At 64.9% G+C, this 26,450-nt stretch carries 19 protein-coding genes; 5 read left to right on the forward strand and 14 right to left on the reverse strand.

Features of this window, described 5'->3' with window-relative positions:
• Positions 1 to 103 precede the first annotated feature (103 nt).
• The 3 genes from pdxA to OKW45_RS30310 form a co-directional block, all read right to left on the reverse strand.
• Positions 104 to 1,114, reverse strand: a complete 1,011-nt coding sequence (gene pdxA, locus OKW45_RS30300) for a 4-hydroxythreonine-4-phosphate dehydrogenase PdxA (protein ID WP_429472764.1) — start codon at positions 1,112 to 1,114, stop codon at positions 104 to 106.
• Positions 1,115 to 1,127: 13 nt separating this feature from the next.
• Positions 1,128 to 2,492 carry a peptidylprolyl isomerase gene (locus OKW45_RS30305; protein ID WP_026225600.1) on the reverse strand — a complete coding sequence of 455 codons (1,365 nt, stop codon included), beginning with the start codon at positions 2,490 to 2,492 and terminating at the stop codon, positions 1,128 to 1,130.
• Between the two features lie 65 nt (positions 2,493 to 2,557).
• Positions 2,558 to 4,930 carry an LPS-assembly protein LptD gene (locus OKW45_RS30310; RefSeq protein WP_026225599.1) on the reverse strand — a complete coding sequence of 791 codons (2,373 nt, stop codon included), beginning with the start codon at positions 4,928 to 4,930 and terminating at the stop codon, positions 2,558 to 2,560.
• Positions 4,931 to 5,154: 224 nt separating this feature from the next.
• On the opposite strand from OKW45_RS30310, the gene OKW45_RS30315 reads away from it, so the two are divergent.
• Both OKW45_RS30315 and murU read left to right on the forward strand, forming a co-directional pair.
• Positions 5,155 to 6,234 carry an aminoglycoside phosphotransferase family protein gene (locus OKW45_RS30315; RefSeq protein ID WP_429472765.1) on the forward strand — a complete coding sequence of 360 codons (1,080 nt, stop codon included), beginning with the start codon at positions 5,155 to 5,157 and terminating at the stop codon, positions 6,232 to 6,234.
• 3 nt (positions 6,235 to 6,237) lie between these two features.
• Positions 6,238 to 6,951 (forward strand): N-acetylmuramate alpha-1-phosphate uridylyltransferase MurU, encoded by a 714-nt coding sequence (murU, locus tag OKW45_RS30320; protein WP_429472766.1) that lies wholly within the window; start codon positions 6,238 to 6,240, stop codon positions 6,949 to 6,951.
• A 3-nt stretch (positions 6,952 to 6,954) separates the two neighbouring features.
• On the opposite strand, the gene OKW45_RS30325 is transcribed toward murU, so the two are convergent.
• The gene (locus tag OKW45_RS30325; protein ID WP_018419414.1) at positions 6,955 to 8,853 is read right to left on the reverse strand and encodes an ABCB family ABC transporter ATP-binding protein/permease; all 1,899 of its coding nucleotides are present in this window, start codon (positions 8,851 to 8,853) and stop codon (positions 6,955 to 6,957) included.
• A gap of 206 nt (positions 8,854 to 9,059) precedes the next feature.
• Between OKW45_RS30325 and OKW45_RS30330 the strand changes: the two genes are divergently transcribed.
• Positions 9,060 to 9,455, forward strand: a complete 396-nt coding sequence (locus OKW45_RS30330; RefSeq protein ID WP_018419413.1) for an acyl-CoA thioesterase — start codon at positions 9,060 to 9,062, stop codon at positions 9,453 to 9,455.
• Between the two features lie 123 nt (positions 9,456 to 9,578).
• The gene (locus tag OKW45_RS30335; RefSeq protein WP_429472767.1) at positions 9,579 to 10,190 is read left to right on the forward strand and encodes a glutathione S-transferase family protein; all 612 of its coding nucleotides are present in this window, start codon (positions 9,579 to 9,581) and stop codon (positions 10,188 to 10,190) included.
• A 51-nt stretch (positions 10,191 to 10,241) separates the two neighbouring features.
• Here OKW45_RS30335 and OKW45_RS30340 read toward each other — a convergent pair whose 3' ends face one another.
• The gene (locus tag OKW45_RS30340) at positions 10,242 to 13,430 is read right to left on the reverse strand and encodes a sensor domain-containing protein (RefSeq protein ID WP_429472768.1); all 3,189 of its coding nucleotides are present in this window, start codon (positions 13,428 to 13,430) and stop codon (positions 10,242 to 10,244) included.
• Between the two features lie 211 nt (positions 13,431 to 13,641).
• A complete protein-coding gene (locus tag OKW45_RS30345) occupies positions 13,642 to 14,118 on the reverse strand; it encodes a nitrate reductase associated protein (RefSeq protein ID WP_018419410.1) in 477 nt (158 codons plus the stop codon).
• A gap of 158 nt (positions 14,119 to 14,276) precedes the next feature.
• On the opposite strand from OKW45_RS30345, the gene fdhD reads away from it, so the two are divergent.
• Entirely contained in the window at positions 14,277 to 15,161 is an 885-nt protein-coding gene (fdhD, locus tag OKW45_RS30350) for a formate dehydrogenase accessory sulfurtransferase FdhD (protein WP_429472769.1), read from the forward strand.
• A 67-nt stretch (positions 15,162 to 15,228) separates the two neighbouring features.
• Here fdhD and OKW45_RS30355 read toward each other — a convergent pair whose 3' ends face one another.
• The 8 genes from OKW45_RS30355 to aspS form a co-directional block, all read right to left on the reverse strand.
• The gene (locus tag OKW45_RS30355; RefSeq protein WP_429472770.1) at positions 15,229 to 15,999 is read right to left on the reverse strand and encodes an enoyl-CoA hydratase; all 771 of its coding nucleotides are present in this window, start codon (positions 15,997 to 15,999) and stop codon (positions 15,229 to 15,231) included.
• Positions 16,000 to 16,115: 116 nt separating this feature from the next.
• Entirely contained in the window at positions 16,116 to 17,315 is a 1,200-nt protein-coding gene (locus tag OKW45_RS30360) for an acetyl-CoA C-acyltransferase (RefSeq protein ID WP_018419407.1), read from the reverse strand.
• Positions 17,316 to 17,343: 28 nt separating this feature from the next.
• A complete protein-coding gene (locus tag OKW45_RS30365) occupies positions 17,344 to 19,776 on the reverse strand; it encodes a 3-hydroxyacyl-CoA dehydrogenase/enoyl-CoA hydratase family protein (RefSeq protein ID WP_429472771.1) in 2,433 nt (810 codons plus the stop codon).
• Between the two features lie 85 nt (positions 19,777 to 19,861).
• Positions 19,862 to 21,649 (reverse strand): acyl-CoA dehydrogenase C-terminal domain-containing protein, encoded by a 1,788-nt coding sequence (locus OKW45_RS30370; protein ID WP_429472772.1) that lies wholly within the window; start codon positions 21,647 to 21,649, stop codon positions 19,862 to 19,864.
• 98 nt (positions 21,650 to 21,747) lie between these two features.
• On the reverse strand, positions 21,748 to 22,347 hold the full coding sequence (locus tag OKW45_RS30375; protein WP_184002426.1) for a TetR/AcrR family transcriptional regulator: 600 nt from the start codon (positions 22,345 to 22,347) through the stop codon (positions 21,748 to 21,750).
• A gap of 282 nt (positions 22,348 to 22,629) precedes the next feature.
• Positions 22,630 to 23,889 carry a cardiolipin synthase ClsB gene (clsB, locus tag OKW45_RS30380; RefSeq protein WP_429472773.1) on the reverse strand — a complete coding sequence of 420 codons (1,260 nt, stop codon included), beginning with the start codon at positions 23,887 to 23,889 and terminating at the stop codon, positions 22,630 to 22,632.
• Positions 23,886 to 24,401: a dihydroneopterin triphosphate diphosphatase gene (nudB, locus tag OKW45_RS30385; RefSeq protein ID WP_429472774.1), complete on the reverse strand. Its 516-nt coding sequence runs from the start codon at positions 24,399 to 24,401 to the stop codon at positions 23,886 to 23,888. The genes clsB and nudB overlap by 4 nt, the downstream gene beginning before the upstream one ends.
• Positions 24,402 to 24,623: 222 nt before the next feature.
• Entirely contained in the window at positions 24,624 to 26,423 is a 1,800-nt protein-coding gene (aspS, locus tag OKW45_RS30390) for an aspartate--tRNA ligase (protein ID WP_429472775.1), read from the reverse strand.
• Positions 26,424 to 26,450 lie beyond the last annotated feature (27 nt).

A 26,450-nucleotide genomic window follows, 5' to 3' on the forward strand; every position in this document is an offset into this window, starting at 1 on the left:
CAACGCTAGAAAGAAAACTGCTTGAGAATGAAAGACGTACCGGTGGAAACACGTCGCCGCGCGGCGCGTCACGCGCGCCGCATCCGCTCACGTCAACCGCCCGTCAGCCCGCGCGACGATGCTGCGCCATCGACACCGCCGTGTCGACGGCGGCCATCAGGCTACCCGCGTCGGCGCGGCCGGTGCCGGCCAGATCGAGCGCGGTGCCGTGATCGACCGAGGTGCGGATGATCGGCAGGCCGAGCGTCACGTTGATCCCTTCGCCGAACGTCGCGAATTTCAGCACCGGCAGGCCCTGGTCGTGGAACATCGCGAGCACGCAGTCGGCTTCGTCGAGATAACGTGGCTGGAACAGCGTGTCGGCCGGATACGGACCGCGCGCGTCGACGCCCTCGCCGTTCACCTGCCGCAACGCCGGCGTGATCACGTCGATTTCCTCGCGGCCCAGATAGCCGTTTTCGCCAGCGTGCGGATTGAGCCCCGTCACGAGGATGCGCGGCGCGGGCAAGCCGAAGTGGTGACGCAGGTCGTGATCGATGATGCGCAGCGTTGCAACGAGGCTTTCGATCGTCAAAGCCGCCGACACGTCCTTCAACGGCAGATGCGTGGTCGCAAGCGCGACGCGCAGCGGCCGCTTGCCGGTGCCCGCGAGCATCATCACGACGCGCGGCGTATGGGTGCGCTCGGCCAGATATTCGGTGTGGCCGGTGAACGGCACACCCGCGTCGTTGATCGTGCTTTTTTGCAGCGGCGCGGTGACGATCGCGTCGAACCTGCCGGCCACCGCGCCGTCGATCGCCGCATCGAGCAGATCGAGCACATAGCGGCCGTTCGCGGCGTCGAGCTTGCCTGCCTGCGCTGGTGCGCCAAGCGAGTGATGTTCGAGCCGCACGCGCGGGCCCTGCGCGAGCAGCGCGGCCCAATCGACGCCGACCGCGCGCGCCCGCTCAGCGAGCAGTTGCGCATCACCGAGCACGGTGAATTGCGCCTGCGGCCAGTGCGCCGCCGCGCCGGCCAGCGCCTGCGCGGTCAGCTCGGGACCGACGCCGGCGGGCTCGCCGGTCGTGATCGCGATCTGCAGCGGGCGGTGGGTGGGCTGGGCAGCGCTGGTCATCGCATTGGCTCTGTTATTGCACGTTCGCCGTGGTCGGCTTCACTTCGACGTACGCGGTATCGCGCAGCTCGCGCAGCCAGTCGGCATATGCCTGTTCCGCCTTGCGCTGGCCGATGGCCTGACGCGCGAGATCCATCTGCTGCGCAATCGAGCCTTCCGCATCGCGGCGGCCGAGCACCTGAATCAGGTGGTAGCCGTATTCGCTGCGCACCGGGTCGCTGATCTGACCGTCCTGCAGCGAGTTCATTGCGCGCTCGAACTCGGGCACCGTCTCGCCCGGGCTGACCCAGCCGAGGTCACCGCCTTGCGACGCCGAGCCGTCCTGCGAGTAGGTGCGCGCGAACTTCGCGAAGTCGCCGCCGGCGGCGATCTGGTTGCGGATGTCGAGCAGCTTCTGGCGTGCCTGCGGTTCGGACAGACCGTCGCCGACGCGCAGCAGAATATGGCGCACGTGCGTCTGCACGAGCTTCGGCGCGTCCGCGCTGGTGCCCTGGCCGGCACGGCGCTCGACCAGACGCACGATCTCGAAGCCGTCGTTGGTGCGGATCAGATCCGGATTGATCTCACCCGGACGCAGTGCCGACGCAGCCTTCACGAACTCGGGCGGCAGCTTCGACGGCGCGAGGAAGCCGAGATCGCCGCCGTTCTTCGACGCGTCCGGCGCCTGCGAATTGGCTTTCGCGAGCTTTTCGAAATTCGCGCCGCCCTTCGCTTCGGCGAGCAAACCCTCGGCCTTCTTCTGCGCCGCCTCGATGTCGGTCTCGGACGCGTTCAGCGGCGCCTTCACGAAAATGTGCTGGACGTGCAGGTCGTTCGTCTGGCCGGCGCCCGGGCCGCGCTGGCTGGCGATATAGTTCGCGACCTCGGCGTCCGTCACCGTGATCTTGCTGTCCACTTCCTTCTCGCGCAGACGCGACAGCGTCAGCTCCGTGCGCGCGTCGCTCGAGAAGGTGGTCCAGGGCACGCCTTGCGCCTCGATGCGCGCGCGGTACATGGCGAGCGACATGTTGTTCGCCTGCGCGAGACGCTCGAGCGTGCGCTGCACGGCTGCGTCGTCGATGGTGATGCCGTCTTCCTTGGCCTTCTGCAGCTGGATGCGCTCGAGCACCATCTGCGTGAGCACCTGCTGGCGCAACTGGTCCGTCGGCGGCACCGGAGCGTTCTGCTGGTTCAGCCGGTGCGCGATCAGACCGACCCGCTCGTCGAGCTCGCGCTGCGTGATGACACCGTTGTTGACCACTGCGGCGATGGTGTCCACCGTCTGGCCGCTATTGCCGCCCAATGCCTGCGCCTGTACCGACGCGACTGGAACGAAGGACGCCGCGGCGACGAGACCCGCCGCGAGTATTGCCAAGCGAAGCTGTTTCATGATTGCCACAGATACTCCAATGATGTCGGGCGCTTCGCCCGTCTTTTCGCAAGCCGTGAATGACCGGGCGACCGTCATTCGTAGTTGGTGAACCGCGACTCCGGCGGTGGCGGTGGCGGCAACGGCGTGTAGCCGGCGACACTGCTGCGGAACGCGGTCATCAGCCCGTTGTCGACGCTCGACAAGCCCTTGAACGTCAACTGCGCCAGAAACCGTGTGCTCGACTGATTCTGTCCCGACGAGTTCAGGCCGTTCGCGTAGCGCTGGATGCCGGCGCCGAGCGTCCAGCAGTCCGCGTCGTATTGCAGGCCGACCAGGCCGTCGACGATACGGTGGCCACCGAGGTCGTAGTTGAACCGGCCGACACCGTACATCCGGTGCGACAGCGGCCATTGGCCCGAAATCAGCACCTGATTGATCGGCTGGTTGTCGAGCGTGGTGTTGGCGCGCGTGTAGCGGTACGCGACGTTGATGACCTTGCCGCTCTCCGGACTGAATCCGAAGCCGACACTCGTCTTCGTGAGTTGGTTATTGTCCGCATTATATTGGAACGCCGTTTCCGAAGCGAAACCGGCGCCCAGCTTGATCGATGCACCCGCGATCAGGTCCGAGTGCGTGGCCTGGGTACTGGTCTGGCTCGGCGTCAGCGTGACGCGCTGATCACGGAAGTAGTACTGCTGCGCGATCACGAAGCGCGCGCGTTCGTCGCCGGTGGCCGCGTTGATGAAGCGCGTGGTGAGACCGGCGGTCAGGCGGTTCGCGTCGGCGATCCGGTCGTTACCGACGAACGTATTCGGCGTGAAGATCTCCGCGAGACCGAAGTCGGATTCGGCGGTATCGAACAGCGGCGCGTTGTTCTGGTTGCGGTACGGCGTGTACACGTAGTACAGGCGCGGCTCCAGCGTCTGGATATAGTCCGCGCCGAAAATGCGCACCGAGCGCTCGAACGTCAGTCCCGTGTCGAACGTGAAGGTCGGAATCGACTCGGTGAAATTCTTCTGCGCCCCCGGCACGTTCGCCAGATCGGTGCCGATGTTGTTCAGGTTGTACGACGCAAAGTGCCACTGCACCTTCGGCGTGACGAAGTAGCCCGGCCCCACCACCGAATACGACAGGTACGGGTTGAACAGCACCCGCTGGCCTTCGGTCAGATCCCCGGTGGTGATGCGGAAGTTCGTGTAGTCGGCTTCGGCGCCGAAGTCGAAGCCGCCGATGTTGTACTTCGCGTACTTGACGTTCAACTGCGGCTCGCGGCCGTACGGCGCGACCGACGGCTCCAGCGTCTGCCAGTGCTGCTCGCGCGCGAGCACGGACCACGGTCCGTTGTTGTAGGTCAACCCGGCTTCCTGCTGATACAGGAGCTGGGTGCCGTTCATGAACTGGTTGACCGACGACGCCAGGTCTTCCGGATAGGTGTTGTCCGAAACCTTGTTGTAATAGATGTAGCCGCCGAAGCCGTTACCGAAATTCTGGTTGTGCTGGATGTACAGCGCGTAGCGGTTGGTCTTCGTCAGACGATCGTCGGGCAGAAATTCACCGGTGATCGACCCGGAATACGTTGGCGACAGATAGCGGAACGTGCTCTGCAACTGCACACCGCGCTTCGAGATCAGACGCGGCGTGACCGTCAGATCGCGATTCGGCGCGATGTTGAAGTAATACGGCACCGACAGCTCGAAACCGTTCGTCGAGCTCAGCGAGAACGTGGGCGGCAACAGGCCGCTGCGCCGATCGCCCGACAGCGGGAACGACAGCCACGGCGACGCGAACACCGGCACGCCCTGGAAGAACAGCACGCTGTTATAGGCGACGCCTTCGTCCGCGCCGGTGTCGAAATCGAACTCGCTGCCCTTGATGTACCAGGCCGGATTGTCCGTGCACGCGCACGCCGTGTAGGTGCCCTTCGTGAACACGGAGCGCTCGGCGTCGAGCAGGTCGACGCGCTGCGCGCTGCCCGAGCCGCCAGTCAGCGTGAAGTGGTACTTCGGTGCGGTCATGAAGCCTTCGGTCGAATCGACGCGCAGATGCGCTTCGGGTCCGATGAAGGTATTGCCGGTATTGATCACGTGGACATTGCCGTACGCATCGGCCATGTCCGTGTCCTGATCGTAGTGCAGCGCGTCGGCCTTGATCACGGACGTGTTGTGCCGCACTTCCGCCGAGCCCTTGGCGGCCAGATCCTGGTCGATCGTGCCGCTCGCGTGGTCGCCGAGCACGAAGGTGGCCGGCCGCTGGCCCGTCTGCAACGGATGATCCTCGAGCTGCGGCGCAAGCTGCATGCCCCACGGCGGGTAGACCGCCTGCGGTTGCGCAGCTTCCCCCACCAGCTGGGCGTGCGCAAGCGCGGGCATCAGGCCCGGAACGGCGATCAGCGCCGCGACGAGCCGCCTTTTGCGCGGCACTACTGCACAGGAAGGAGTGGTATCGGAAAGCTGTCTGGGCGGCATGTATCGTTTGGCGAGTCGACCCGTGCGCAAGCTTTCGTCGTCACGATCCACCGCCTGCACACCGCGACCGTTAGAGTCGGCTGCACGTCTGGATTCCCAATTTGCCGAGTAATAAGGCGGGCGGTAAAACGGAGCACGCGAAAGCTGGCGTGTGAGTCGCGTCAAAAAAGTCGTGGGGTATTATATGGCAAGACGTTGTCCCCAAGAATTTGCCGCCGCTTTTCATGACGCTGCCTTCCACCCAAGATTTCACCGACCCCCGTCTCTCCCTGCTCAAGGCCTGGCTGCAAGGCCACGCGGCGCGCCATGCGCTCGAGCCCGACACCCTCGTTCCGGCCTCGTCCGACGCCAGTTTCCGTCGTTATTTCCGGCTCGCGGGTAAGGCGCCGCAAGGCAACGGCGCGGCCACGCTGATCGCCGTCGACGCGCCGCCGCCCGAAAAATGCCGCGAATTCGCGCAGATCGCGCAATTGCTCGCCGCCGCCGGCGTGCACGTGCCGCGCGTGCTCGAGGCCGACTTCGACGCGGGCTTCATGCTCGTCACCGATCTCGGCACCGCGTCGTATCTGGGCGCGCTGACCGACGCGCAGGCCGCGGGCGACACGCGCGCGGCTCGCGCGCTGATGCGCGACGCGCTCGACGCGCTGATCCGCTGGCAACTCAGCTCGCGCGAAGACGTGCTGCCGCCGTTCGACGAAGCGTTCCTGCACCGCGAGATGGAGCTGATGCCCGAGTGGTTCATCGGCCGGCACCTTGGCCGCGAGGTCGATGCCGCCACGCGCGCGCAGCTCGATCGCACGTTCGCGCTGCTGATCGCGAGCGCGCGCGCGCAGCCGCAATGCTTCATGCTGCGCGATTTCATGCCGCGCAATCTGATGATCGCCTCGGCGCCCAACCCGGTGAACCCCGGCGTGCTCGACTTCCAGGACGCGGTGTACGGACCGATCACATACGACGTCGTGTCGCTGCTGCGCGACGCGTTCCTCAGCTGGGACGAGGAGTTCGAGCTCGACTGCTTCGCGTACTACTGGGAGCGCGCCAAAAAAGCCGGCCTGCCGGTCGATGCCGATTTCGGCGAGTTCTACCGGCAGCTCGAATGGATGGGGCTGCAGCGGCACATCAAGGTGCTCGGCCTGTTCTGCCGCATCAACTACCGCGACGGCAAGGCGCATTACATGAACGACCTGCCGCGCTTCATCGGCTATGCACGCAAGGTGGCGGAGCGTTACGCGCCGCTGCGCGGGTTCGCGAAACTGCTCGACGACCTCGACGGCCGCGCGCAGGAAATCGGCTACACCTTCTGACCGATGACGATGTCCGTAAAGAAAGCGATGATTTTCGCCGCGGGCCGCGGCGAGCGCATGCGTCCGTTGACCGACGCGTGCCCGAAGCCCTTGCTCGAAGTGGGCGGCAAGCCGCTGATCGTATGGCAGATCGAACGGCTCGCGCGGGCCGGCATCCGTAGCATCGTGATCAATCATGCGTGGCTCGGCGCGCAGCTCGAAGCCGCGCTCGGCGACGGCTCGCGCTGGCAGGTCGAGCTGCGCTATTCGCCCGAGCACGAGGCGCTGGAGACCGCGGGCGGCATCGCGCAGGCGCTGCCGCTACTGACCGACGAGGGCGCGGATCAGGTGTTCGTCGCGGTGGCCGGCGACGTGTACACCGATTACGACTACGCCGCGCTGCACGCGCACGCCGGCGCGCTGAAGGCGCTGCCCGAGCCCGGCATGCATCTGGTGATGGTGCCGAACCCGCCGTTTCACCCGAACGGCGACTTTGGTCTCGTCGACGGCATGCTGTCGCCCGACGCGCAGCCGCGCCTCACTTTCGGCAGTTTCGGGCTGTACGACACGCGCATGTTCCGCGATCTGCCGCGTGGCACGCGGCGCGCGCTGAGCCCGTATTACCGCGGGACCATCGCGCGTGGGCTCGCGAGCGGCGAGCTGTACGAAGGGTTGTGGGAGAACATCGGCACCCAGGCGCAGCTGGAAGCGCTCAATCGGCTGCTGCGCGCGCGCTGAGCTTTACTTCGCCGGGCTCTCACCTGCTCCGACTGCTTCCGCTCTTTCCACCGCATCCGTGGTCTGCGCGGCGCGCTGCTGCAGCGCCCACATCTGCGCGAACAGGCCGTTCGCGCGCAACAGCTCCGCGTGCGTGCCGCGCTCGACGATGCGCCCTTTGTCCATCACGATGATCTGCTGCGCGTGCACGACCGTCGACAGCCGGTGCGCGATGATCAGCGTCGTGCGTTCGCGCGCGATCAGGTCGAGCTCATGCTGGATCGCGCGCTCGGAGCGTGAATCGAGCGCGGATGTCGCTTCGTCGAACAGCAGGATCGGCGGATTCTTCAGGATGGTCCGCGCGATCGCGACGCGCTGCTTTTCGCCGCCGGACAGCTTGAGCCCGCGCTCGCCGACCGGCGTGTCGTAGCCCTTCGGCAGACTCTCGATGAACTCGTGAATATGCGCGGCGCGCGCCGCCGCGATCACTTCGTCGCGCGTCGCCGACGGCCGACCGTACGCGATGTTGTAGTAGATCGAGTCGTTGAACAGCACCGTGTCCTGAGGCACGATGCCGATCGACGCGCGCAGCGAATCCTGCGTGACGTCGCGAATATCCTGCCCGTCGATGCGGATCGCGCCGCCCGTCGCGCGGTCGAGATCGTAGAAGCGGAACAGCAGCCGCGCAAGCGTCGACTTGCCCGAGCCGCTGTGGCCGACCACCGCCGTCGTCGTGCCGGCCGCGATCGTAAAGCTCACGCCGTGCAGAATCTGCCGCGCGGGCTCGTACGCAAAGCTCACGTCGTCGAAGCGCACCTGCGCGCCGCTCACTTGCAAAGCCACCGCATTGGGCGCATCGGGCACTTCCTGCGGCGAGCCGAGCAGCGAGAACATGCGGTCCATGTCGGTCAGGCTCTGCTTCAGCTCGCGATAGACCACACCGAGAAAATTCAGCGGAATATACAGCTGCAGCATGAACGTATTGATCAGCACCAGGTCGCCGAGCGTCAGGCGCCCGGCCATCACGCCCTGGGTCGCGCGCCACAGGATGAACACGAGCCCCGTGCCGATGATCGCCTGCTGCCCGAAGTTCAGCGCCGACAGCGAACGCTGCGACTTGATCGCCGCCGCGCGATAACGCTTCAGGTTTTCGTCGTAGCGGCTCGCTTCCCACTCCTCGTTGCCGAAGTACTTGACGGTCTCGTAGTTCAGCAGCGAGTCGATCGCGCGCGAATTCGCCTTCGAATCGAGCTCGTTCATCGTGCGGCGAAAGTGCGTGCGCCACTCGGTGACCTTCACCGTGAACGCGATGTACACCGCGAGCGCGACGAACGTGACGATCGCGTAATAGGCCTCATATTTGACGACGAAAAAGCCGAGCACGAGGCCGACTTCGACGAGCGTCGGCAGGATGCTGTACAGCGAATAGGAAATCAGCTGCGTGATGCCGCGCGTGCCGCGTTCGATATCGCGCGACATGCCGCCCGTCTGCCGCTCCAGATGAAAGCGCAGCGACAGCCCGTGCAGATGGCGGAACACCTTCAGCGCGAGTTGGCGCACCGCGCTTTCGGTCACTTTCGAAAACAGCATTTCGCGCAACTCGGTGAAGAGCGACGTCGATAGCCGCACCACCGCATACGCGACCACCAGCAAGCCGACGCCGCCGAGAAGCACGATGCCGGGCGCGTCCTGCGCGCGTCCGAGCGCCGTCAGATGCCGGACCGACGCGAGACTGTCGACGATGCGCTTCATCACGACCGGCACGCCGAGGTTCGCGACCTTCGCGCCGATCAGGCAGCTGAGCGCGAAGCCGACTCGCCATTTGTAGGTGGCAAGGTATGGCAGCAGCGACAGGATCGTTTGCCAGTCGTTGCGGGGTGCGGTAGAAATCGGCGAGGGTTCGGACGAAGGAGCGCGGCGCATAAATCGTGGGAAGAGTGTGGAGCTGCCGGAGTTCGCAGCGGCGCGCGGCTCGCGCGCTTCGCTGGGTGCTTTCCCGTACAATTCCTGATCTTTCTATTGTCGCAGAAGCCGACTGGCGGCGCTTTGCATGGCCTACTGTCGAACTGGCCCAGCCGTTCCGTCAATGCGCGTCAATACACTCGAATACGTTTCCCAAGGATGTCCCGATGACCGATCTTCTTCAACTTCCGTCCAAGCCGTGCGCGCTGCGCGTTATGCCGCAGCCATCGGACGCGAACATTCATGGCGACGTGTTCGGCGGCTGGATCATGGCGCAGGTCGACATCGCCGGCTCGATTCCGGCAAGCCGTCGCGCGAATGGGCGGGTTGCGACGATCGCGGTCAATTCTTTCCTGTTCAAGCAACCGGTGTTCGTCGGCGATCTGCTGAGCTTTTACGCGGATATCGTGAAGACCGGCAATACGTCGGTGACGGTGTCGGTCGAGGTCTACGCGCAGCGGATGAGCCTCTCGCAGGACGTCGTCAAGGTCACTGAAGCGATCCTCACCTACGTGGCCACCGACAGCGACCGCCGGCCGCGCGCGCTGCCCGCGCTGGACTGAGCCGGCGAGGATGCTTAAGCTAGCGATTCCACGCGTCACGCGCCGCGCCACCCGCTAGCCGTTCCAGCGGATCAGCGCACGAGGCCCGGGGCGCCCCATAGTCGCTCTTCTCATGGAAACGAGATGAAACTGATCGGAATGCTCGACTCGCCCTACGTGCGGCGCGTCGCCATCTGCATGAAGCTGCTCGCGCTCGACTTCGAACATCAGTCGATTTCGGTATTCCGCACCTACGAGCAGTTCGCGAAGATCAATCCGGTCGTCAAAGCGCCGACGCTCGTCGCCGACAACGGCGCGATCCTGATGGACTCGACGGTGATCCTGCAGTATCTGGCAACGCTCGCCGGCCCCACCCCGCTGTTCCCGACGCAAGCCGAGGCGGCGTTGCGCGCCGCGCGTCTGACGGGTCTCGCGCTCGCCGCGTGCGAAAAGAGCGTGCAGATCGTCTACGAGCGCAATCTGCGGCCTCAGGAGAAGCAGCATGAACCGTGGGTCGAGCGCGTGCGCGCGCAACTGCTCGCCGCCTATGCCGAACTCGAACGCGAGTTGGGCGAAGGGCCGCTGCCCGACACGCAGCAGCAGTTCAGCGCGGCAGACGTGGCCGTCGCCGTAGCCTGGCAGTTCACGCACATGATGCTGCCGGAGGCGGTCAGCAAGGCCGATCATCCGCAGCTCGAGAAGTTTTCCGCGTTCGCGGAAAGCCTGCCGGTGTTCAAGGACACGCCGGCGGAGTGACCGGCGTTGGACGCGACGCGCGGCGACACCCGTCGCCGCGTCGCGCTCCCCTCACACCGGCTCCAGCTCCGCCACCAGCCCGCCGTGCAGCAGTTCGGAAATCCCTTCCGTCGATAGCGGCTTCGCGAAATAGAAGCCCTGCATTTCGTCGCACGCGCGTTCCTTCAGGAAGTCGAGTTGCGCGGACGTTTCCACGCCCTCGGCGATCACCTGCAACTTCAGCGAATGGGCGAGCGCGATGATCGCCGACGTGATCGTCTCATCGTCGCCCGATACGCCGATATCCGACACGAACGAGCGGTCGATCTTCAAGCGGTCCACCGGGAAGCGCTTCAGATAGCTGAGGCTCGAATAGCCGGTGCCGAAGTCGTCGATCGCGAGGCCGATGCCGAGCGCGTGCAGTTCGTTGAGCATCGACACCGCTTCTTCCGCGTTGCGCATGATCGTGCTTTCGGTCAGCTCGAGTTCGAGGTACTTCGGTTCGAGTCCGGTCTCGTCGAGCACCTGCATCACGAGCTTCGCGATGTCACGCTGCTGGAACACCCGCGCCGACAGATTCACCGACACGCGCGCCGGCGGCAGGCCTTGATCCTGCCACGCCTTGTTCTGCCGACACGCCTCGCGCAGCACCCACTCCGACAGCGGCCCGATCAGCCCGCTTTCCTCGGCGAGCGGAATGAACGACGACGGCGGCACGAGCCCGACCTCGGGATCGTGCCAACGCACCAGCGCCTCGATGCCGACGATCTGTCCGCTGCCGATATCGACCTGCGGCTGATAGTGCAGCAGGAACTCGTTGTCGCGCAGCGCGCGGCGCAGGCGTCGTTCGAGATTCAGGCGCGCGCCCGCGCTCGCGTTCATCTCCGGCTGATAGAACTGGAACGTGTTGCGCCCCATGTCCTTCGCGCGATACATCGCGACGTCGGCCTTCTTCATCAGCGTTTCGGCATCCTCGCCGTCCTGCGGGAACAGGCTTGCGCCCATGCTGCAGCCGACGTACAGCTCGGTGCCGTCGAGCCACACCGGCTCGGCGATCGACGCCCGCACGCGCTCCATCCACGTGATCAGCGATTGCTCGTCGACGGTGTCGGTCATCACGATCACGAACTCGTCGCCGCCGTGGCGCGCAACCGTGTCGCTGGTGCGCGAGCAGCGCGCGAGCCGTTCGGCGACTACGCCGAGCAGCCGGTCGCCGACGCTATGGCCGAGGCTGTCGTTGACGTTCTTGAAGCCGTCGAGATCGAGGAACACGACCGCGACGCCCGAATGATGCCGCTGCGCGACGACGAGCGCATGTTCGAGTCGGTCGCGCAGCAGGTTGCGGTTCGGCAGCCGCGTAAGGCCGTCGTAGTTGGCCTGGTATTCGAGCTGCTCCTGATAGCGGATTAGCTCGGTCACGTCGTTGACCACGCCGATATGATGCGTGATCACGCCTTCCGCGTTCGGTACCGGCGCGATGAACAGCTGATTCCAGAACAGCGCGCCGTCCTTGCGATAGTTGCGCACCACCGCGCTGACCTCGCGATTCGCCGCGAGCGCCTCGCGGATCAACGCGACGCCTTCCTGGTCACGGTCGTCGCGTTGCAGCACGCGGCAGTCTTGGCCGATCACCTCGGCGGGATCGTAGCCGGTGATGCGCATGAACGCCGGATTCACGTATTCGATCAGATTGCCCGACGGCGACGGCGCGGTGATCAGGATCGCGTTGACGCTCGCGTCGAGCGCCCGGCTTTGCAGACGCAGCGCGAGATCGGCGCGCTTGCGCTCGGTGATGTCGGTGTACGAGCCGAGCACGCCGATCACCTGACCGTCGCCGTCGGTGAACGGTAGCTTGCTCGTGACCGTCGTGCGATGCACGCCGTCGATCACGAAGTCGACCTCGAAGTTCATCTTGGGCACGCCGGTATTCACGACTTCGCGATCGTGCTGGGTCAACAGGTCGGCGAACGCGCGCCACGCCAGGTCGGCGTCGCTCTTGCCGACCACCTGTTCGGGATACGCGAGCCCTGCGTCGCGCGCGAATGCCATGTTGCAGCCGAGATAGCGCGAGTTCAGGTCCTTCCAGAAGATGCGCTGCGGAATGTTGTCGATCACCGCTTCGAGCATCTGATTCGAGCGCTGCGCTTCGGCTTCGGCGTTGATCTGGTCGGTCACGTCGTCCGCCAGCACGAACGAGGCGTCGCGGCCCATGAAGTTCAGTGCGTGATAGGACACGTTGACGCTGAGGATCGAGCCGTCCTTGCGCCGATGCCGCCAGATGCCCGCCATCGTGTGGCTCTGGCGGAGATCGGCGCTACGCTGCAGATGCGTCTCCAGGCGGCCGATTTCCGAGTTCGGGCGGATCGCGCGGATCGTCATGCCCAGAAACTCCTCTTCCGTGTAGCCGTATTGCTGGATCGCGGCCTTGTTGACGGCGAGAAAGCACAGCGTGTCGCGATCGAAGATGTACATCGGCACGGTGTGATCGTCGAACAGGCCGCGAAAACGCTCGTCGTTGCGCACCAGCGCGCGGGCGCTGCGCAGTTTTTCGCGCGCGCTGTTCTCGCGCACGCCGAACGTGAGGAACAGCAGCACGCTGCCGGTGAGCATCGTCACGAGCAGCACGAACATCGCGCGCTCGCTGTCGCTCGCCGATGCCGCGAGCCAGCTCTGCAACGAGCGGTTTTCCTCGCTGCGCAACGTGGCGAGCGCGGCTTCGACGCGCTCTAGCGCGGGGGCAAGATGCGAGTTCGACGGCGCAGGGTCGAGGGATGCCTCGAATGGCGCATCGAGGGGGGCCGCCCCTGGTGCTTCGGTCGATGCCGCGTGCGCCGCGCCCGACGCCGCACTTGCCGCTCCTGGCAGGTCACTCGCATGGTTGCGCAGCGTGTCCTCGAGATCGTGCTGCAACGCGTGCCGCGCCGCGCTCAGGCTGGCGAGCGCCCCCGACATGTACGGCTCGCTCGCGAGCTCGTCGCGCAGTGATTGCTCGCGGCTCGCGAGTGTGTTCGTCATCGAAGCGGCCGCGTCGGGCGGCACCGGCTTGCCCGATTCTTTCAGGCGGTGCAGAGCGGCGAACGCGTGATCGAGCGCGGCGTGATACGCATCGAGGTTCTGGCGCACGCTGGTCGAGCGCGCGAGGCGCGCATCGGCGTCGCGCTGCCCGCGAATCTGCGTGTACGCGACGAACGCATTTGCACCGACCGCGACGACCACGACCGCAATATTGATCAGCAGTCGCTTCGATAGAAAAGGATTCATGGGTTCCGAACGTCAATCGTTCCGAGGGCGGGAGAGCGCGCTCGCTGCCGGTGCGTCGGGCCGCATCGATGCAAGTCTTTTACGCGCCAACCTTTGGTTATCGGCAGCGATCGGAAGCGGGTTGAGGGTCGGCGTGAAAAAAATCTGATGATTTGGGGGAAGGCTGCGAGTTGGTGGGGGCGCCTGGCTGGGAGCGGCTAGCCGGCCGCACCTAGCCGGCCGCTCCAAATTCCTTCATTGCCGGGACGAAATCGTGGCTCGCCTCGGGCTTGCGCGACAGCTTCGCGAGCACATAGCGTTTGAAAGGATCGAGCTCGGCCCAGCGCGCGACGCTCGGCGCGGCGAGACCGGCCAGCCCCGCCTGATGCGCGACACCGTCGGGCACGCTGTCGGTTTGACGCCAGGCCGGCGACTCCTCCGGCGTAAACCACTCCGGTTCGACGTTCGCGTGCGTGCGCAGCATCTCGAACAGCGCGTGATCGAAATTCGGTTCGATCTGCGTGTCTTCTTCGACCGGGAAACGCGCGAGCAGCTTGCGATCTTCGAGCGGCAGTTGCTGCCACTGCGCGAGCGTGATGCGCAGCCCGAAACGGTCGAGATTGAAGCGCACCGACATCGGGATATAAGTGAAATTCTCCGAAGACGCGACTTCGAAGTCGAACAGAAGCGGTGCTTCGTTGAGTCCCATGTCAGTGCTCCTTGTCGGTGGCGGACAGCGTGCGGGCGTCGCTTGAGGTATTTTAGAACCTTATTCGCGCGACGGCGCCCCGCGCGGCGGCCGCCGCGAAGCATACGGCGAGGCCCGCGCACCCTTTGACGCGCGGCATGATACAGGAGTAAAGCAGCTTGAACGGACAGGAAAACGATCGCGCAACCGAGGGGGCGAAGGCCCAGCCCCACGCCCTCGACAGCGACGAACAACCCGGCGCGGTGCAACTCGAAGTGCGCCGCCATCGCGGCGCGGCGGTTGAAACCGCCACCGATCACGTCGGCCAGGAGTGGCCGGTCGCGCTCGTGTTCAACGGCATCTCGCACGCGGTGATGATGTGCACGCCGCGCGATCTCGAAGCGTTCGCGGTCGGCTTCGCGATTTCGGAGGGGATCGTCGAGCGCGGCAGCGACATTCAGGACATCGAGGTCGAATTGCACGGGCACGGCGAGCTGCCGCATGCCGAGGTGCAATTGCAGGTCGTGCAGCAGGCGTTCGCCGGTTTGAAGGAAAAGCGCCGCGCGCTCGCCGGGCGCACCGGCTGCGGCGTGTGCGGCATCGAAAGCATCGATCTGCTGGATCTGAAACCGCAGCGTGTACCCGACACTGGCTTCTTGCAGCGGCTCTCGCCCGATGCGATCGCACGCGCCGCCCGCGCGCTGCCCGAGCACCAGGCGCTCACTCGTTTGACGGGCGGCCTGCACGCGGCCGCGTGGTGCGATTCGCAAGGCGCGATCCACCATGCGTTCGAGGACGTCGGCCGCCACAACGCGCTCGACAAGCTGATCGGCCAGCTCGTGCTCGATCGCGCCGATACGCGTGACGGTTTCGTGTTTCTGTCGAGCCGCGCGAGCTACGAGCTGGTGCGCAAGGCCGCGCGCGTCGACGTGCCGATGGTCGCGACGATCTCGGCGCCGTCGTCGCTCGCGATTGCGATCGCGCGTGAGGCGGGCGTGCGGCTCGTGAGCTTCTGCCGCGAAGGCAGCTACGTCGATTACGACACGTGGCAGCAGCAAGCTTGAGCGATTGACGCGGCGCAGCGACGATTCACGGCTAACCCACACGAAGCCCGCCTGCGTCGCACACCCCTTAGTCGAACCGCCGGAAATCCGGCTTGCGCTTCTCGAAGAACGCCTTGAACGCCTCGCGCGCTTCGGGCGCAAGCAGCATCTTGCCGAAGTGCACGGCTTCCTCGGTCATCTGCGTCTGCAGTTCCTGCTGGCTCGCGCGCTTCATCAGGCTCTTCGTCACGCGCAACGACGACGCCGGCAGCGCCGCCAGCTTCGCGGCCTGCGACGCCGCGAACGCGTCGACTTCGCCCGCCGGCAGCACGCGATTCACGAAGCCCATGCGGTGCGCTTCGGCCGCGTCGAACGCCTCGCCGAGCAGCAGTTTTTCCGCCGCCGCCTGATAGCCGGCCACGCGCTGCAGCAACAGGCTCGACGCTGCTTCCGGGCACAGCCCGAGCTGCGTGAACGGCAGCGAAAAGCTCGCGGTGTCGGCCGCGTAGACCAGATCGCAATGCAGCAGCAGCGTCGTGCCGATGCCGACCGCCGGCCCCGCGACCGCCGCCACCACCGGTTTTTCCGCAGAACCCAGCGCGCGCAGGAACTGGAACACCGGCGAGGTTTCGCCAACCGGCGGCGACTTCATGAAGTCCTCGAGATCGTTGCCCGCGCTGAACATGCCCGCGCTGCCGCGAATCAGGATCGCGCGCACCGACGCGTCGCCCTGCGCTTCTATGAGCGCGTCGGCCATCGTCTGATACATCGCGGCCGTGATCGCGTTTTTCCTGGCGGGCCGGTTGAAGCTGATGGTCAGCACCGCGTCGGCGCGCTCGACCAGAATATCCGTCGTCATCCCGTTCATCTCCTTGTGCTCCTGCTGAATGTAAAAACGGTTCGCAAGCCGGGCGGCCTGCGAACCGTTGCGCGGTCCCTGGTGGATCACAGAGGGATCCCCGTTCGATCAGCGGCTCACAGACGCTCGATGATGCCCGCCGCGCCCATGCCGGTACCGACGCACATCGTTACCATGCCGTACTTGTAGTTGCGGCGGCGCAGGCCGTGCACCACGGTCGCCGCACGAATCGCGCCGGTCGCGCCGAGCGGATGGCCCAGTGCGATAGCGCCGCCGAGCGGGTTGATCTTCGACGTATCGAGGCCGAGGTCCTGGATCACCGCGAGGGACTGCGCGGCAAACGCCTCGTTCAGCTCGATCCAGTCGAGGTCGTCCTGCTTCAGGCCGGCGGCTTTCAGCGCGGCCGGAATCGCTTCCTTCGGGCCGATGCCCATGATTTCCGGCGGCACGCCGCGCACCGCGAAGCTGACGAAGCGCGCGAGCGGCGTCAGGTTGAACTGCTTGAGGATTTTTTCCGACACGACGATCAACGCACCCGCGCCGTCCGACGTCTGCGAGCTGTTGCCGGCCGTGACCGAGCCTTTGTTCGCGAATACCGCGCGCAGCTTCGCCAGGCCTTCCATCGACGTGTCCGTGCGCGGACCTTCGTCAAGCGACACGTCGCGCGCCTTCACGCTGATTTCGCCGGTCGCGAGATCGGGAAACCGCTCGGTGAGCGTGTACGCGGCGATTTCGTCGTTGAATTCGCCGGCTTGCTGCGCGGCGATCGCGCGGCGGTGCGATTCGACCGAGAACGCGTCCTGCGCTTCGCGGCTGATCTTCCAGCGCTCGGCGACCTTCTCCGCGGTCAGGCCCATGCCGTACGCGATGCCGACGTCTTCGTTGCGATCGAAGATATGCGGCGACAGCGACGGCTTGTTGCCCATCATCGGCACCATGCTCATCGATTCGCAGCCGCCCGCGATCATCGCATCGGCCTCGCCGACGCGGATGCGGTCCGCGGCCATCGCGAGCGCGGTCAGACCCGACGCGCAGAAGCGGTTCACCGTGACGCCGCCGACCGTGTTCGGCAGGCCCGCGAGCAGCGCGCCGATTCGCGCGACATTCAGACCCTGCTCCGCTTCCGGAATCGCGCAACCGACGATCGCGTCTTCGATCACGCCGGTGTCGAGGCCGGGCACCTGAGCGACGGCCGACCTGATCGCGTGAACCAGCAGCTCATCCGGACGTGTGTTCCTGAACATGCCGCGCGGCGCCTTGCCGATCGGCGTACGGCTCGCGGCGACGATGTATGCGTCTTGCAATTGCTTTGCCATTTGGAAATCTCCTTTGTCGGCAAGTCGCTCAGTTGTGCACCGGCTTGCCGGTCTGCAGCATGCCCATGATCCGTTCCTGCGTCTTCTGCGTGCCGAGCAGCTCGACGAACGCGCGACGCTCGAGTTGCAGCAGCCATTCTTCGTCGACGAGGCTGCCCGCTTCGACGTCGCCGCCGCACATCGCTTCCGCGATCCGGCTCGCGATCAGGAAATCGTGCTCGCTGATGAAGCGGCCGTCGCGCATGTTGACGAGCGACGCCTTGATCGTCGAAATCGCCGAGCGGCCCGCGACCGGCACTTGCGTCGCGCGCAGCGGCGCACGGTAGCCCGCCGCGGCGAGGGCGCGCGCTTCCTTCTTCGCGACGTCGAGCAGTTCGAACACGTTGAAGACGATCGTGTCGGAAGGCTTCAGGTAGCCCATCGCGCGGGCGTCGAGCGCGGAGGTCGACACCTTCGCCATCGCCGCGTTCTCGAACGACTTCTGCATGAACTTCAGCAGATCGTTCGTCGCGCCGACCTGGCTTGCCGCTTCGGCCGCGCGCAGCGCCGCTTCCTTCAGGCCGCCGCCCGCCGGCACCAGACCCACGCCGACTTCGACGAGACCCAGATAGCTCTCGATGTGCGCGACGCGCTTCGCGCTGTGCAGCGCGAGTTCGCAGCCGCCGCCGAGCGCGATGCCCGAGATCGCCGAAATCACCGGCACGTTCGCGTACTTCACGCGCAGCATGCCCTGCTGGAATTTCTTCACGAACGGCTCGATGCCCTTCGCGCCACCCATCATGAACGCGGGCATCGCTTCTTCGAGGTTCGCGCCCGCCGAGAACGGACCGCCCGGCGTGCCGAGCTTCAGCGATGTGGGCTGCCACACGACGAGGCCCTTGTAGTCCTTCTCGGCCAGTTCGATCGCCTGCGTGAGCCCTTCGATCACCGCCGGTCCGATCGTGTTCATCTTGCTCTTGAACGACACGATCAGCACGTCGTCCTCGCCCGCGCGATCGTCGACCCATGCGCGCACTGCATCGGTCTCGAACAGCGTCTTGCCGTAGGTCTTCGGATCGGCGCCGGTTTCGCCGACGAGCGGCGCGCGGAACACCTGCTTGCTGTACACGTCGAGCGACGAGCGCGGCACGAAGGTCTGCGTGGCCGGCGACCATGAGCCTTCAGCCGTGTGCACGCCGCCCTTCTCGTCAACCGCGCCTTCGAGCACCCATGACGGCAGCGGCACGTTGGCGAGCGCCTTGCCAGCCGCGATGTCTTCCTGCACCCATTCGGCGACCTGCTTCCAGCCGGCCGTCTGCCAGCCTTCGAACGGACCTTCGTTCCAGCCGAAGCCCCAGCGGATCGCGAGATCGACGTCGCGCGCGTTGTCGGCGATCGATTCCAGATGGACGGCAATGTAGTGATAGACGTCGCGGAAGATCGACCACAGGAACTGCGCCTGCGGGTGCTGCGTTTCGCGCAACAGCTTCAGACGCTCGGCAGCCGGACGCTTCAGGATGCGGCCGACGAGTTCGTCTGCCTTCCCGCCTCCGTCGATATACGCACCCGTGTTCGGATCGAGCACCTTGATCGCCTTGCCTTCCTTCCTGTAGAAGCCGGCGCCGGTCTTCTGACCGAGTGCGCCCTTCTTCACCAGTTCGGCGAGCACGGTCGGCGTTTCGTAGACCGGCAGAAACGGATCGTCCGGCAGCGTGTCCTGCATCGTCTTGATCACGTGCGCCATCGTGTCGAGACCGACCACGTCGGCGGTGCGGAACGTCGCCGACTTCGCGCGGCCGAGGCGCGCGCCGGTCAGGTCGTCCACTTCGTCGAAACGCAGGCCGAACTTCGCGGCTTCGGCAATCACCGCAAGGATCGAGAACACGCCGACGCGGTTCGCGATGAAGTTCGGCGTATCTTTCGCGCGCACGACGCCCTTGCCGACCACGCTGGTCAGGAAGGTTTCGAGCTGATCGAGAATTTCCGGACGCGTTGTCGCGGTCGGGATCAGTTCGACCAGATGCATGTAGCGCGGCGGATTGAAGAAGTGCACGCCGCAGAAGCGCGCCTTCAGTTCGTCCGCGAAACCTTCGGACAGTGCGGTGATCGACAGCCCCGACGTATTGGTCGCGAAAATCGCGTTCGGGCCGAGGTGCGGCGCGACCTTCCTGTACAGGTCGTGCTTCCAGTCCATGCGTTCGGCGATCGCTTCGATCACGAGGTCGCACTCGGCGAGCTTCGTGATGTCGTCGTAGTTCGCGGGCTGGATGTATTGCGCGTCGTCCTTCACGCCGAACGGCGCCGGCGACAGCTTTTTCAGATTCTCGATCGCCTTCAGCGCGATCCCGTTTTTCAGGCCTTCCCTGGCGGGCAGGTCGAACAGCAGCACGGGCACCTTGGCGTTGATCAGGTGCGCGGCGATCTGCGCGCCCATCACGCCGGCGCCGAGCACGGCTACCTTGCGAATGATCAGATTGCTCACGTCGTTTCTCCGGAGAGTTGTGCGATGGCGCGAAGCGTCAGCCATGCTTCGCGCGATGTGTGTGGCCTCGCTCGATGTGCGAGCGTCAGAACAACGCTTCTTCGACGTCCATCATCGGCTTCGAACCGGCGCGCGCCTGGCGGATCGTCATCGCCGTTTCGGGCAGCAGCTTCGCGAAGTAGAAACGCGCGGTCGCGAGCTTCGCCTTGTAGAACGGATCGCCCGACGCCTGTTTGTCGAGCGCGATACGAGCCATGCGCGCCCAGAAGTACGAGAACACCAGATGGCCGACCGTGCGCAGATACGGCACCGCCGCGGCGCCGACTTCGTCCGGGTTCTGCATCGCCTTCATGCCGATTTCCATCGTCAGTTTCTGCACCTTTTCGCCGATCTCGGCGAGCGGGTTCACGAACTCCTGCATCTCCGGCTTGATGCCTTCGGCTTCGACGAATTCGGCGACGAGCTTGCCGAACTTCTTCATCTTCGCGCCCATGTCGCCGAGCACCTTGCGGCCGAGCAGGTCGAGCGACTGGATGCCGTTGGTGCCTTCGTAGATCATGTTGATGCGCGCGTCGCGCACGTACTGCTCCATGCCCCATTCGGCGATGAAGCCGTGGCCGCCGTAGATCTGCATCGCGTGATTGGTGCCTTCGAACGCGTTGTCCGACAGGAACGCCTTCAGGATCGGCGTGAGCAGGGCGACGAGGTCGGCGGCTTCCTTGCGCTCGGCTTCGTCGGCGTGCGACAGCTCCTTGTCGATCTGCAGCGCCGACCAGTACGAGAACGCGCGGCCGGCTTCGGCGTAGGCCTTCTGCGTGAGCAGCATGCGGCGCACGTCCGGATGCACGATGATCGGATCGGCGGCCTTTTCCGGCGCCTTCGGGCCGGTCAGCGAACGCATCTGCAGCCGCTCTTTCGCGTACGTGAGCGAGTTCTGATATGCGACTTCCGTGAGACCGAGGCTCTGCATGCCGACGCCGAGACGCGCGGCGTTCATCATCACGAACATCGCGTTCAGACCTTTGTTCGGCTCGCCGACCATCCAGCCCTTCGCGTTGTCGAGATTGATCACGCAGGTCGCGTTGCCGTGGATGCCCATCTTGTGCTCGATCGAGCCGCACTTCGCGCCGTTGCGCTCGCCGGGCTCGCCCGCTTCGTTTGGCACGAACTTCGGCACGATGAACAGCGAAATCCCCTTGGTGCCCTTCGGCGCATCCGGCAGACGCGCGAGCACGAGGTGAACGATGTTCTCCGCCATGTCATGCTCGCCGCTCGAAATGAAAATCTTCGTGCCGCTGATCGAGTACGAGCCGTCGCCATTCGGTTCGGCCTTCGTGCGCAGAATGCCGAGGTCGGTGCCGCAATGCGGCTCGGTCAGACACATCGTGCCGGTCCAGACGCCTGCGACGAGCTTCGGCAGATAGCGCTGCTGCAGTTCCGGCGTGCCGTGCGCGTGCAGGCATTCGTACGCGCCGTGCGACAGGCCCGGATACATCGTCCACGCCTGATTCGCCGAGTTCAGCATTTCATAGAGCGCGTTGTTGACGAACGCGGGCAGTCCCTGGCCGCCGAATTCCGGGTCGCAACCGAGCGCCGGCCAGCCGGCTTCGACATATTGCCGATAGGCTTCCTTGAAGCCCTTCGGCGTGGTCACGACGCCGTCGCCGGCATACGTGCAGCCTTCCTGGTCGCCGCTGTGGTTGAGCGGGAACAGCACTTCGGAACAGAACTTGCCCGCTTCCTCGAGCACCGCGTTGATCGTGTCGGCGTCGAGTTCGGCGTGCTTCGGCATTTGCCGAAGTTCGGCCTCGACGTTGAGCAGTTCGTGCAACACGAATTGCATGTCGCGCAGCGGCGCGGCGTACTGTCCCATGACTCTCTCTCCCTAGTTTGACAAAAAGCCAGGCCGTTGCCCGGGTCCGTGGTCGGACCTTCTGCGCCGCGCGTTTCCGGTAGATTCCGGCGACGCCGCTAACGGCTTTCGCTTTGATACGAATCAATCAGTTTTTCCAGCGCGGCCCACGTGAGACGCACCGCATCCGGCAGATGCAGAAAGCGCGCGTCGTGATGCAGGCCGAGCGTGACGCTATACAGTTCGAATAGCATCAGCTGCGGGTCGGTATCGGCGCGCAGATGCCCTTCTTCCATCGCTTGCGAGATCGCGCGCGTGAGCGCCGCACGCCACGTCGTCACGCTCGACACCAACTGCTCGCGCACCTGGCTGTCCGCGCGGTCGTCGTATTCGACGGCGCCGCTGATGTAGATGCATCCGGTCGTGACTTCCTGAATGCGTTTCTCGATCCAGCGGGAAATCATCGCGCGCAAGCGCGGCAGACCACGCGGCTCGCGCAGGCTCGGGAAAAACACCTCGTCTTCGAAACGGCGGTGGTATTCGCGCACGACCTCGATCTGCAGATCCTCGCGCGACCCGAAATGCGCGAACACACCGCTCTTGCTCATCTGCATGCGCTCGGCCAGCAAACCAATCGTCAGACCTTCCAGTCCGTCTCGGCCTGCCAGATCGAGTGCTGCATCGAGAATCGCGGCTCGGGTTTGTTCGCCTTTTCGCATAGCTGTTTTACCGTTCTAATGTGACCGAATTGAAAATCGAACGGCCGTACTATTATTGAATGCTTGCCGTCCGCGAAACAAGGACTTTATTAGAAACCGGTTTCTAACCGGCTTCTAATTTTGCGGCTTTCGACCATCAGATCAATCAGATTTTTAGAGGCGTTTGCCTTGAATCGATGGTTGCCGATTGGCGCGCGCGTGTTCTATTTCTTTGCCCCGGTTCGCTGGCGCCGATTGATGGCCGACATGATGCGGCAAGCGCGGGCTCTCGTGCGAGCGGTATTAGTCGTAGCCGCCCACGGTCAGCAGCTTCATCGCGATGCGGTAGCTCGTGTACGCGATCCAGCTCAGCGCGCGCACGCGCGCCGGTCGCGATTCGTAGTGCGCTTCATCGATTGGGCGCGCGTCCGTGAACGCGTCGAGGATCGCGTCGCGCAGTTTGGGGATCGACGGATCGTTCACGAGCACGACGTTCGCTTCGTTGTTCAGCATCAGGCTGAGCGCATCGAGATTCGACGAACCGACCGTGCCCCAGTTCGAATCGACCACCGCGACCTTGCCGTGCAGCAGCGTCTTCTCGTATTCGGCGATCTGCACGCCCGCGCGCAACAGCGCGTGGTACAGGAACGGCACGGCGTAATCGAGCGCCTTGAACTCCTTGCGCCCGATGATCAGCTTCACGACCACGCCGCGCCGCGCCGCGAACACCAGCGCGCGACGCAGTTTGCGCCCCGGCATGAAGTACGGATTCGCGAGCAGGATTTCGTGGCGTGCCTGGCCGATCGCGGCCAGATAAGCTTTTTCGATCGCGCGGCGGTTGATCAGGTTATCGCGCGCGACGAATGCGACGCACGGCTCGCCGCCGGCCCACAGTGCCTCGTTGCGGCGTCGCCGGCGTCTGCGCAGACTGCCAAGCGAGTTGGCGCCCTGCGGCGACAGGTCGGGCTTCATCGAATCGAGCGGCCGATGGCCGACGCGAATCCGCCGCCACTGCACCTCGATCGCATCGCGCACGTCGGCGACCACCGGCCCGCGCAACCCGACCGCGAAGTCCCAGCGCCGGTACGGCAGCTTCTCGCCGTTGTTCTCGTAATCGTCGACGATATTGATGCCGCCGCAATACGCGATCTGATCGTCGATCACCGCGAGCTTGCGGTGCGTGCGCGAAAAGCCGAAGCGGCCGAACAGATGCGGGTTGTAGATGCGATGCTCGATGCCGCCAGCCGGCCATTGCTCGAACATCTTCAGGCGCGCGGTGCCGACGCCATCGGTGATCACGCGCACTCTGACGCCGCGCGCGGCAGCGCGAAGCAGCGCCTCGCTGACCGCGTGGCCGGCTTCGTCGTCGCAGAAGATGTAGGTTTCGAGCGCGACGTTGTGCTCGGCCGCGTCGATGCGCTGGATCAGCGCATCGAAGAAATCGTCGCCGGAGCGCAGCAGCTCGACCTCGTTGTTACTGGTGAAGCGGTAGCGCTGCCAGTAACGACGGCCGAGCAACGTGTGCCGGAGACGCGCGAAACGGCCCGAGCCGCCTGCGCTCACTGGCCACGCTCCCCGGCCAGCGGGCCGGATTGCGGGTCGACCGGGCGTGCGGCGAGCCGCCGCGGCAACTGCAGGATCGCATCGGCATTCGACGACGAAAAGCAGCGCGATGCGGCCTCTTCATATGGCAGCCACACATAGGCGGTGTGTTCGCGCGGCGCGAGCGTCACGTCGATGCACTCGGGGACCTGCAGGCTGAACCAGTGCTCGGTGTTGTAGAGCACGCCCGCTTCGTAGCGGTAACGGAATTCCGGGTAGATCTCGTAGTCGATCGAGTACTGCCAGTCGAACAACCCGCTGCGCGGCACCAGTGCGCCGCCGATCATGATGCCGGTTTCCTCGCCGACTTCGCGCACCGCGGTGTCGGCGAGCGGTTCGTCGAGCCGGTCTTTCGAACCCGTCACCGACTGCCAGAACGCCGCATGATCGGCGCGCTCGAGCAGCAGCACGTCGAGCGCAGGCGTATGAATGATGACGAGGACGGACTGCGGAATTTTCGGCGGTTTCGGCATGGCTCAAACTGGGCGCGACGAGACGCGCGGTACATGTCGGATGACGGTCGAAAGGGTCTGGAAAGCAGTGGCTTCACTGTAACGCAAAAAATGAAAAAGACGCTCAGGTGGAGATCACCTCAGCGCCTTTTCGTTTCGCTCGTGTGGTTTTTTTTTGCGGCCGCCGGCCCACTGGCCGGCACACGCAAGACCGCTGGCTGGCCGCGCGCGGCGGCCGCGGTTTTACGCCTTCGGTTCCGGCGTACGCAGACGGATGTGCAGCTCGCGCAGCTGACGCTCGTCGACTTCGCTCGGCGCCTGCGTGAGCAGATCCTGCGCGCGTTGCGTCTTCGGGAACGCGATCACGTCGCGGATCGAGTCGGCGCCAGCCATCATCGTGACGATGCGGTCCAGACCGAACGCGATACCGCCGTGCGGCGGCGCGCCGTATTGCAGCGCGTCGAGCAGGAAGCCGAACTTCGCCTGCGCTTCTTCCGCGTTGATCTTCAGCGCACGGAACACCTTGCTCTGCACTTCCTCACGGTAGATACGCACCGAGCCGCCGCCGATTTCCCAGCCGTTCAGCACCATGTCGTAGGCCTTCGCGAGGCAGCGCGCGGGGTCCGTTTCGAGGTACTCGAGGTGCTCGTCCTTCGGGCTCGTGAACGGGTGATGCGCGGCGACGTAGCGGTTGTCTTCCTCGTCGTACTCGAACATCGGAAAGTCGACGACCCACAGCGGCTTCCAGCCGGACTCGACGAGACCGTTGGCCTTGCCGAATTCCGAATGACCGATCTTCAGACGCAGCGCGCCGAGGCTGTCGTTGACGACCTTCGCGCGATCCGCCGTGAAGAAAATGATGTCGCCGTCTTGTGCGCCAGTGCGCACGACGATCGCCTTCAGCGCTTCGTCGTGCAGGTTCTTCACGATCGGGCTTTGCAGACCGTCACGGCCCTTCGCCGCTTCATTGACCTTGATCCATGCGAGGCCCTTCGCGCCGTAGATGCGCACGAATTCCGTATAGCTGTCGATGTCGCCACGCGACAGCTCGCCGCCCTTCGGCACGCGCAGTGCCGCGACGCGCCCGTCCTTCGTGTTGGCCGGGGTGCTGAACACCTTGAAGTCGACGTCGCGCATCGCGTCGGTCAGCTCGGTGAATTCGAGCTTCACGCGCAGGTCCGGCTTGTCCGAACCGAAGCGGCGCATCGCTTCCGCGTATTCCATGACCGGGAATTTCTCGTCGAGCTCGACACCGATCGTCGTCTTGAACACGTGACGGATCATCGCCTCGAACAGATCGCGGATTTCCTGTTCCGACAGGAACGAGGTCTCGCAGTCGATCTGCGTGAATTCCGGCTGACGGTCGGCGCGCAGGTCTTCGTCGCGGAAGCACTTGGTGATCTGATAGTAACGGTCGAAGTTCGCGACCATCAGCAGCTGCTTGAATAGCTGCGGCGACTGCGGCAGCGCGAAGAACTGGCCCGGGTTCGTACGCGACGGCACGAGGTAGTCGCGCGCGCCTTCCGGCGTGCTCTTCGTCAGCATCGGCGTTTCGATGTCGATGAAGCCCTGCTCGTCGAGGTACTTGCGCACTTCGATCGCGACGCGGTAGCGCAGACGCAGGTTGTGCTGCATCTGCGGACGGCGCAGGTCGAGCACACGATGCGTGAGGCGCGTGGTTTCCGACAGGTTGTCATCGTCGAGCTGGAACGGCGGCGTGACCGACGCGTTCAGCACGATCAGCTCGTGGCACAGCACTTCGATCTTGCCGCTCTTCAGCGAGGCATTGGTCGTGCCTTCCGGACGGCCGCGCACGACACCCTTGACCTGCACGCAGAACTCGTTGCGCACGCCTTCGGCGACCTTGAACATGTCCGCGCGATCCGGGTCGCAGACGACCTGAACGAGCCCTTCGCGATCGCGCAAGTCGATGAAGATGACGCCGCCATGGTCGCGGCGGCGGCTTACCCAGCCGCACAGCGAGACGGATTGGCCCAGCAGTTCTTCGGTCACCAGACCGCAGTATTCAGATCTCATCGACATGATGTTTGTCTTTCGTTTTGCATTGGT

Source organism: Paraburkholderia lebeckiae (assembly GCF_050436225.1).
In the GTDB taxonomy this organism is placed as follows: domain Bacteria; phylum Pseudomonadota; class Gammaproteobacteria; order Burkholderiales; family Burkholderiaceae; genus Paraburkholderia; species Paraburkholderia tuberum.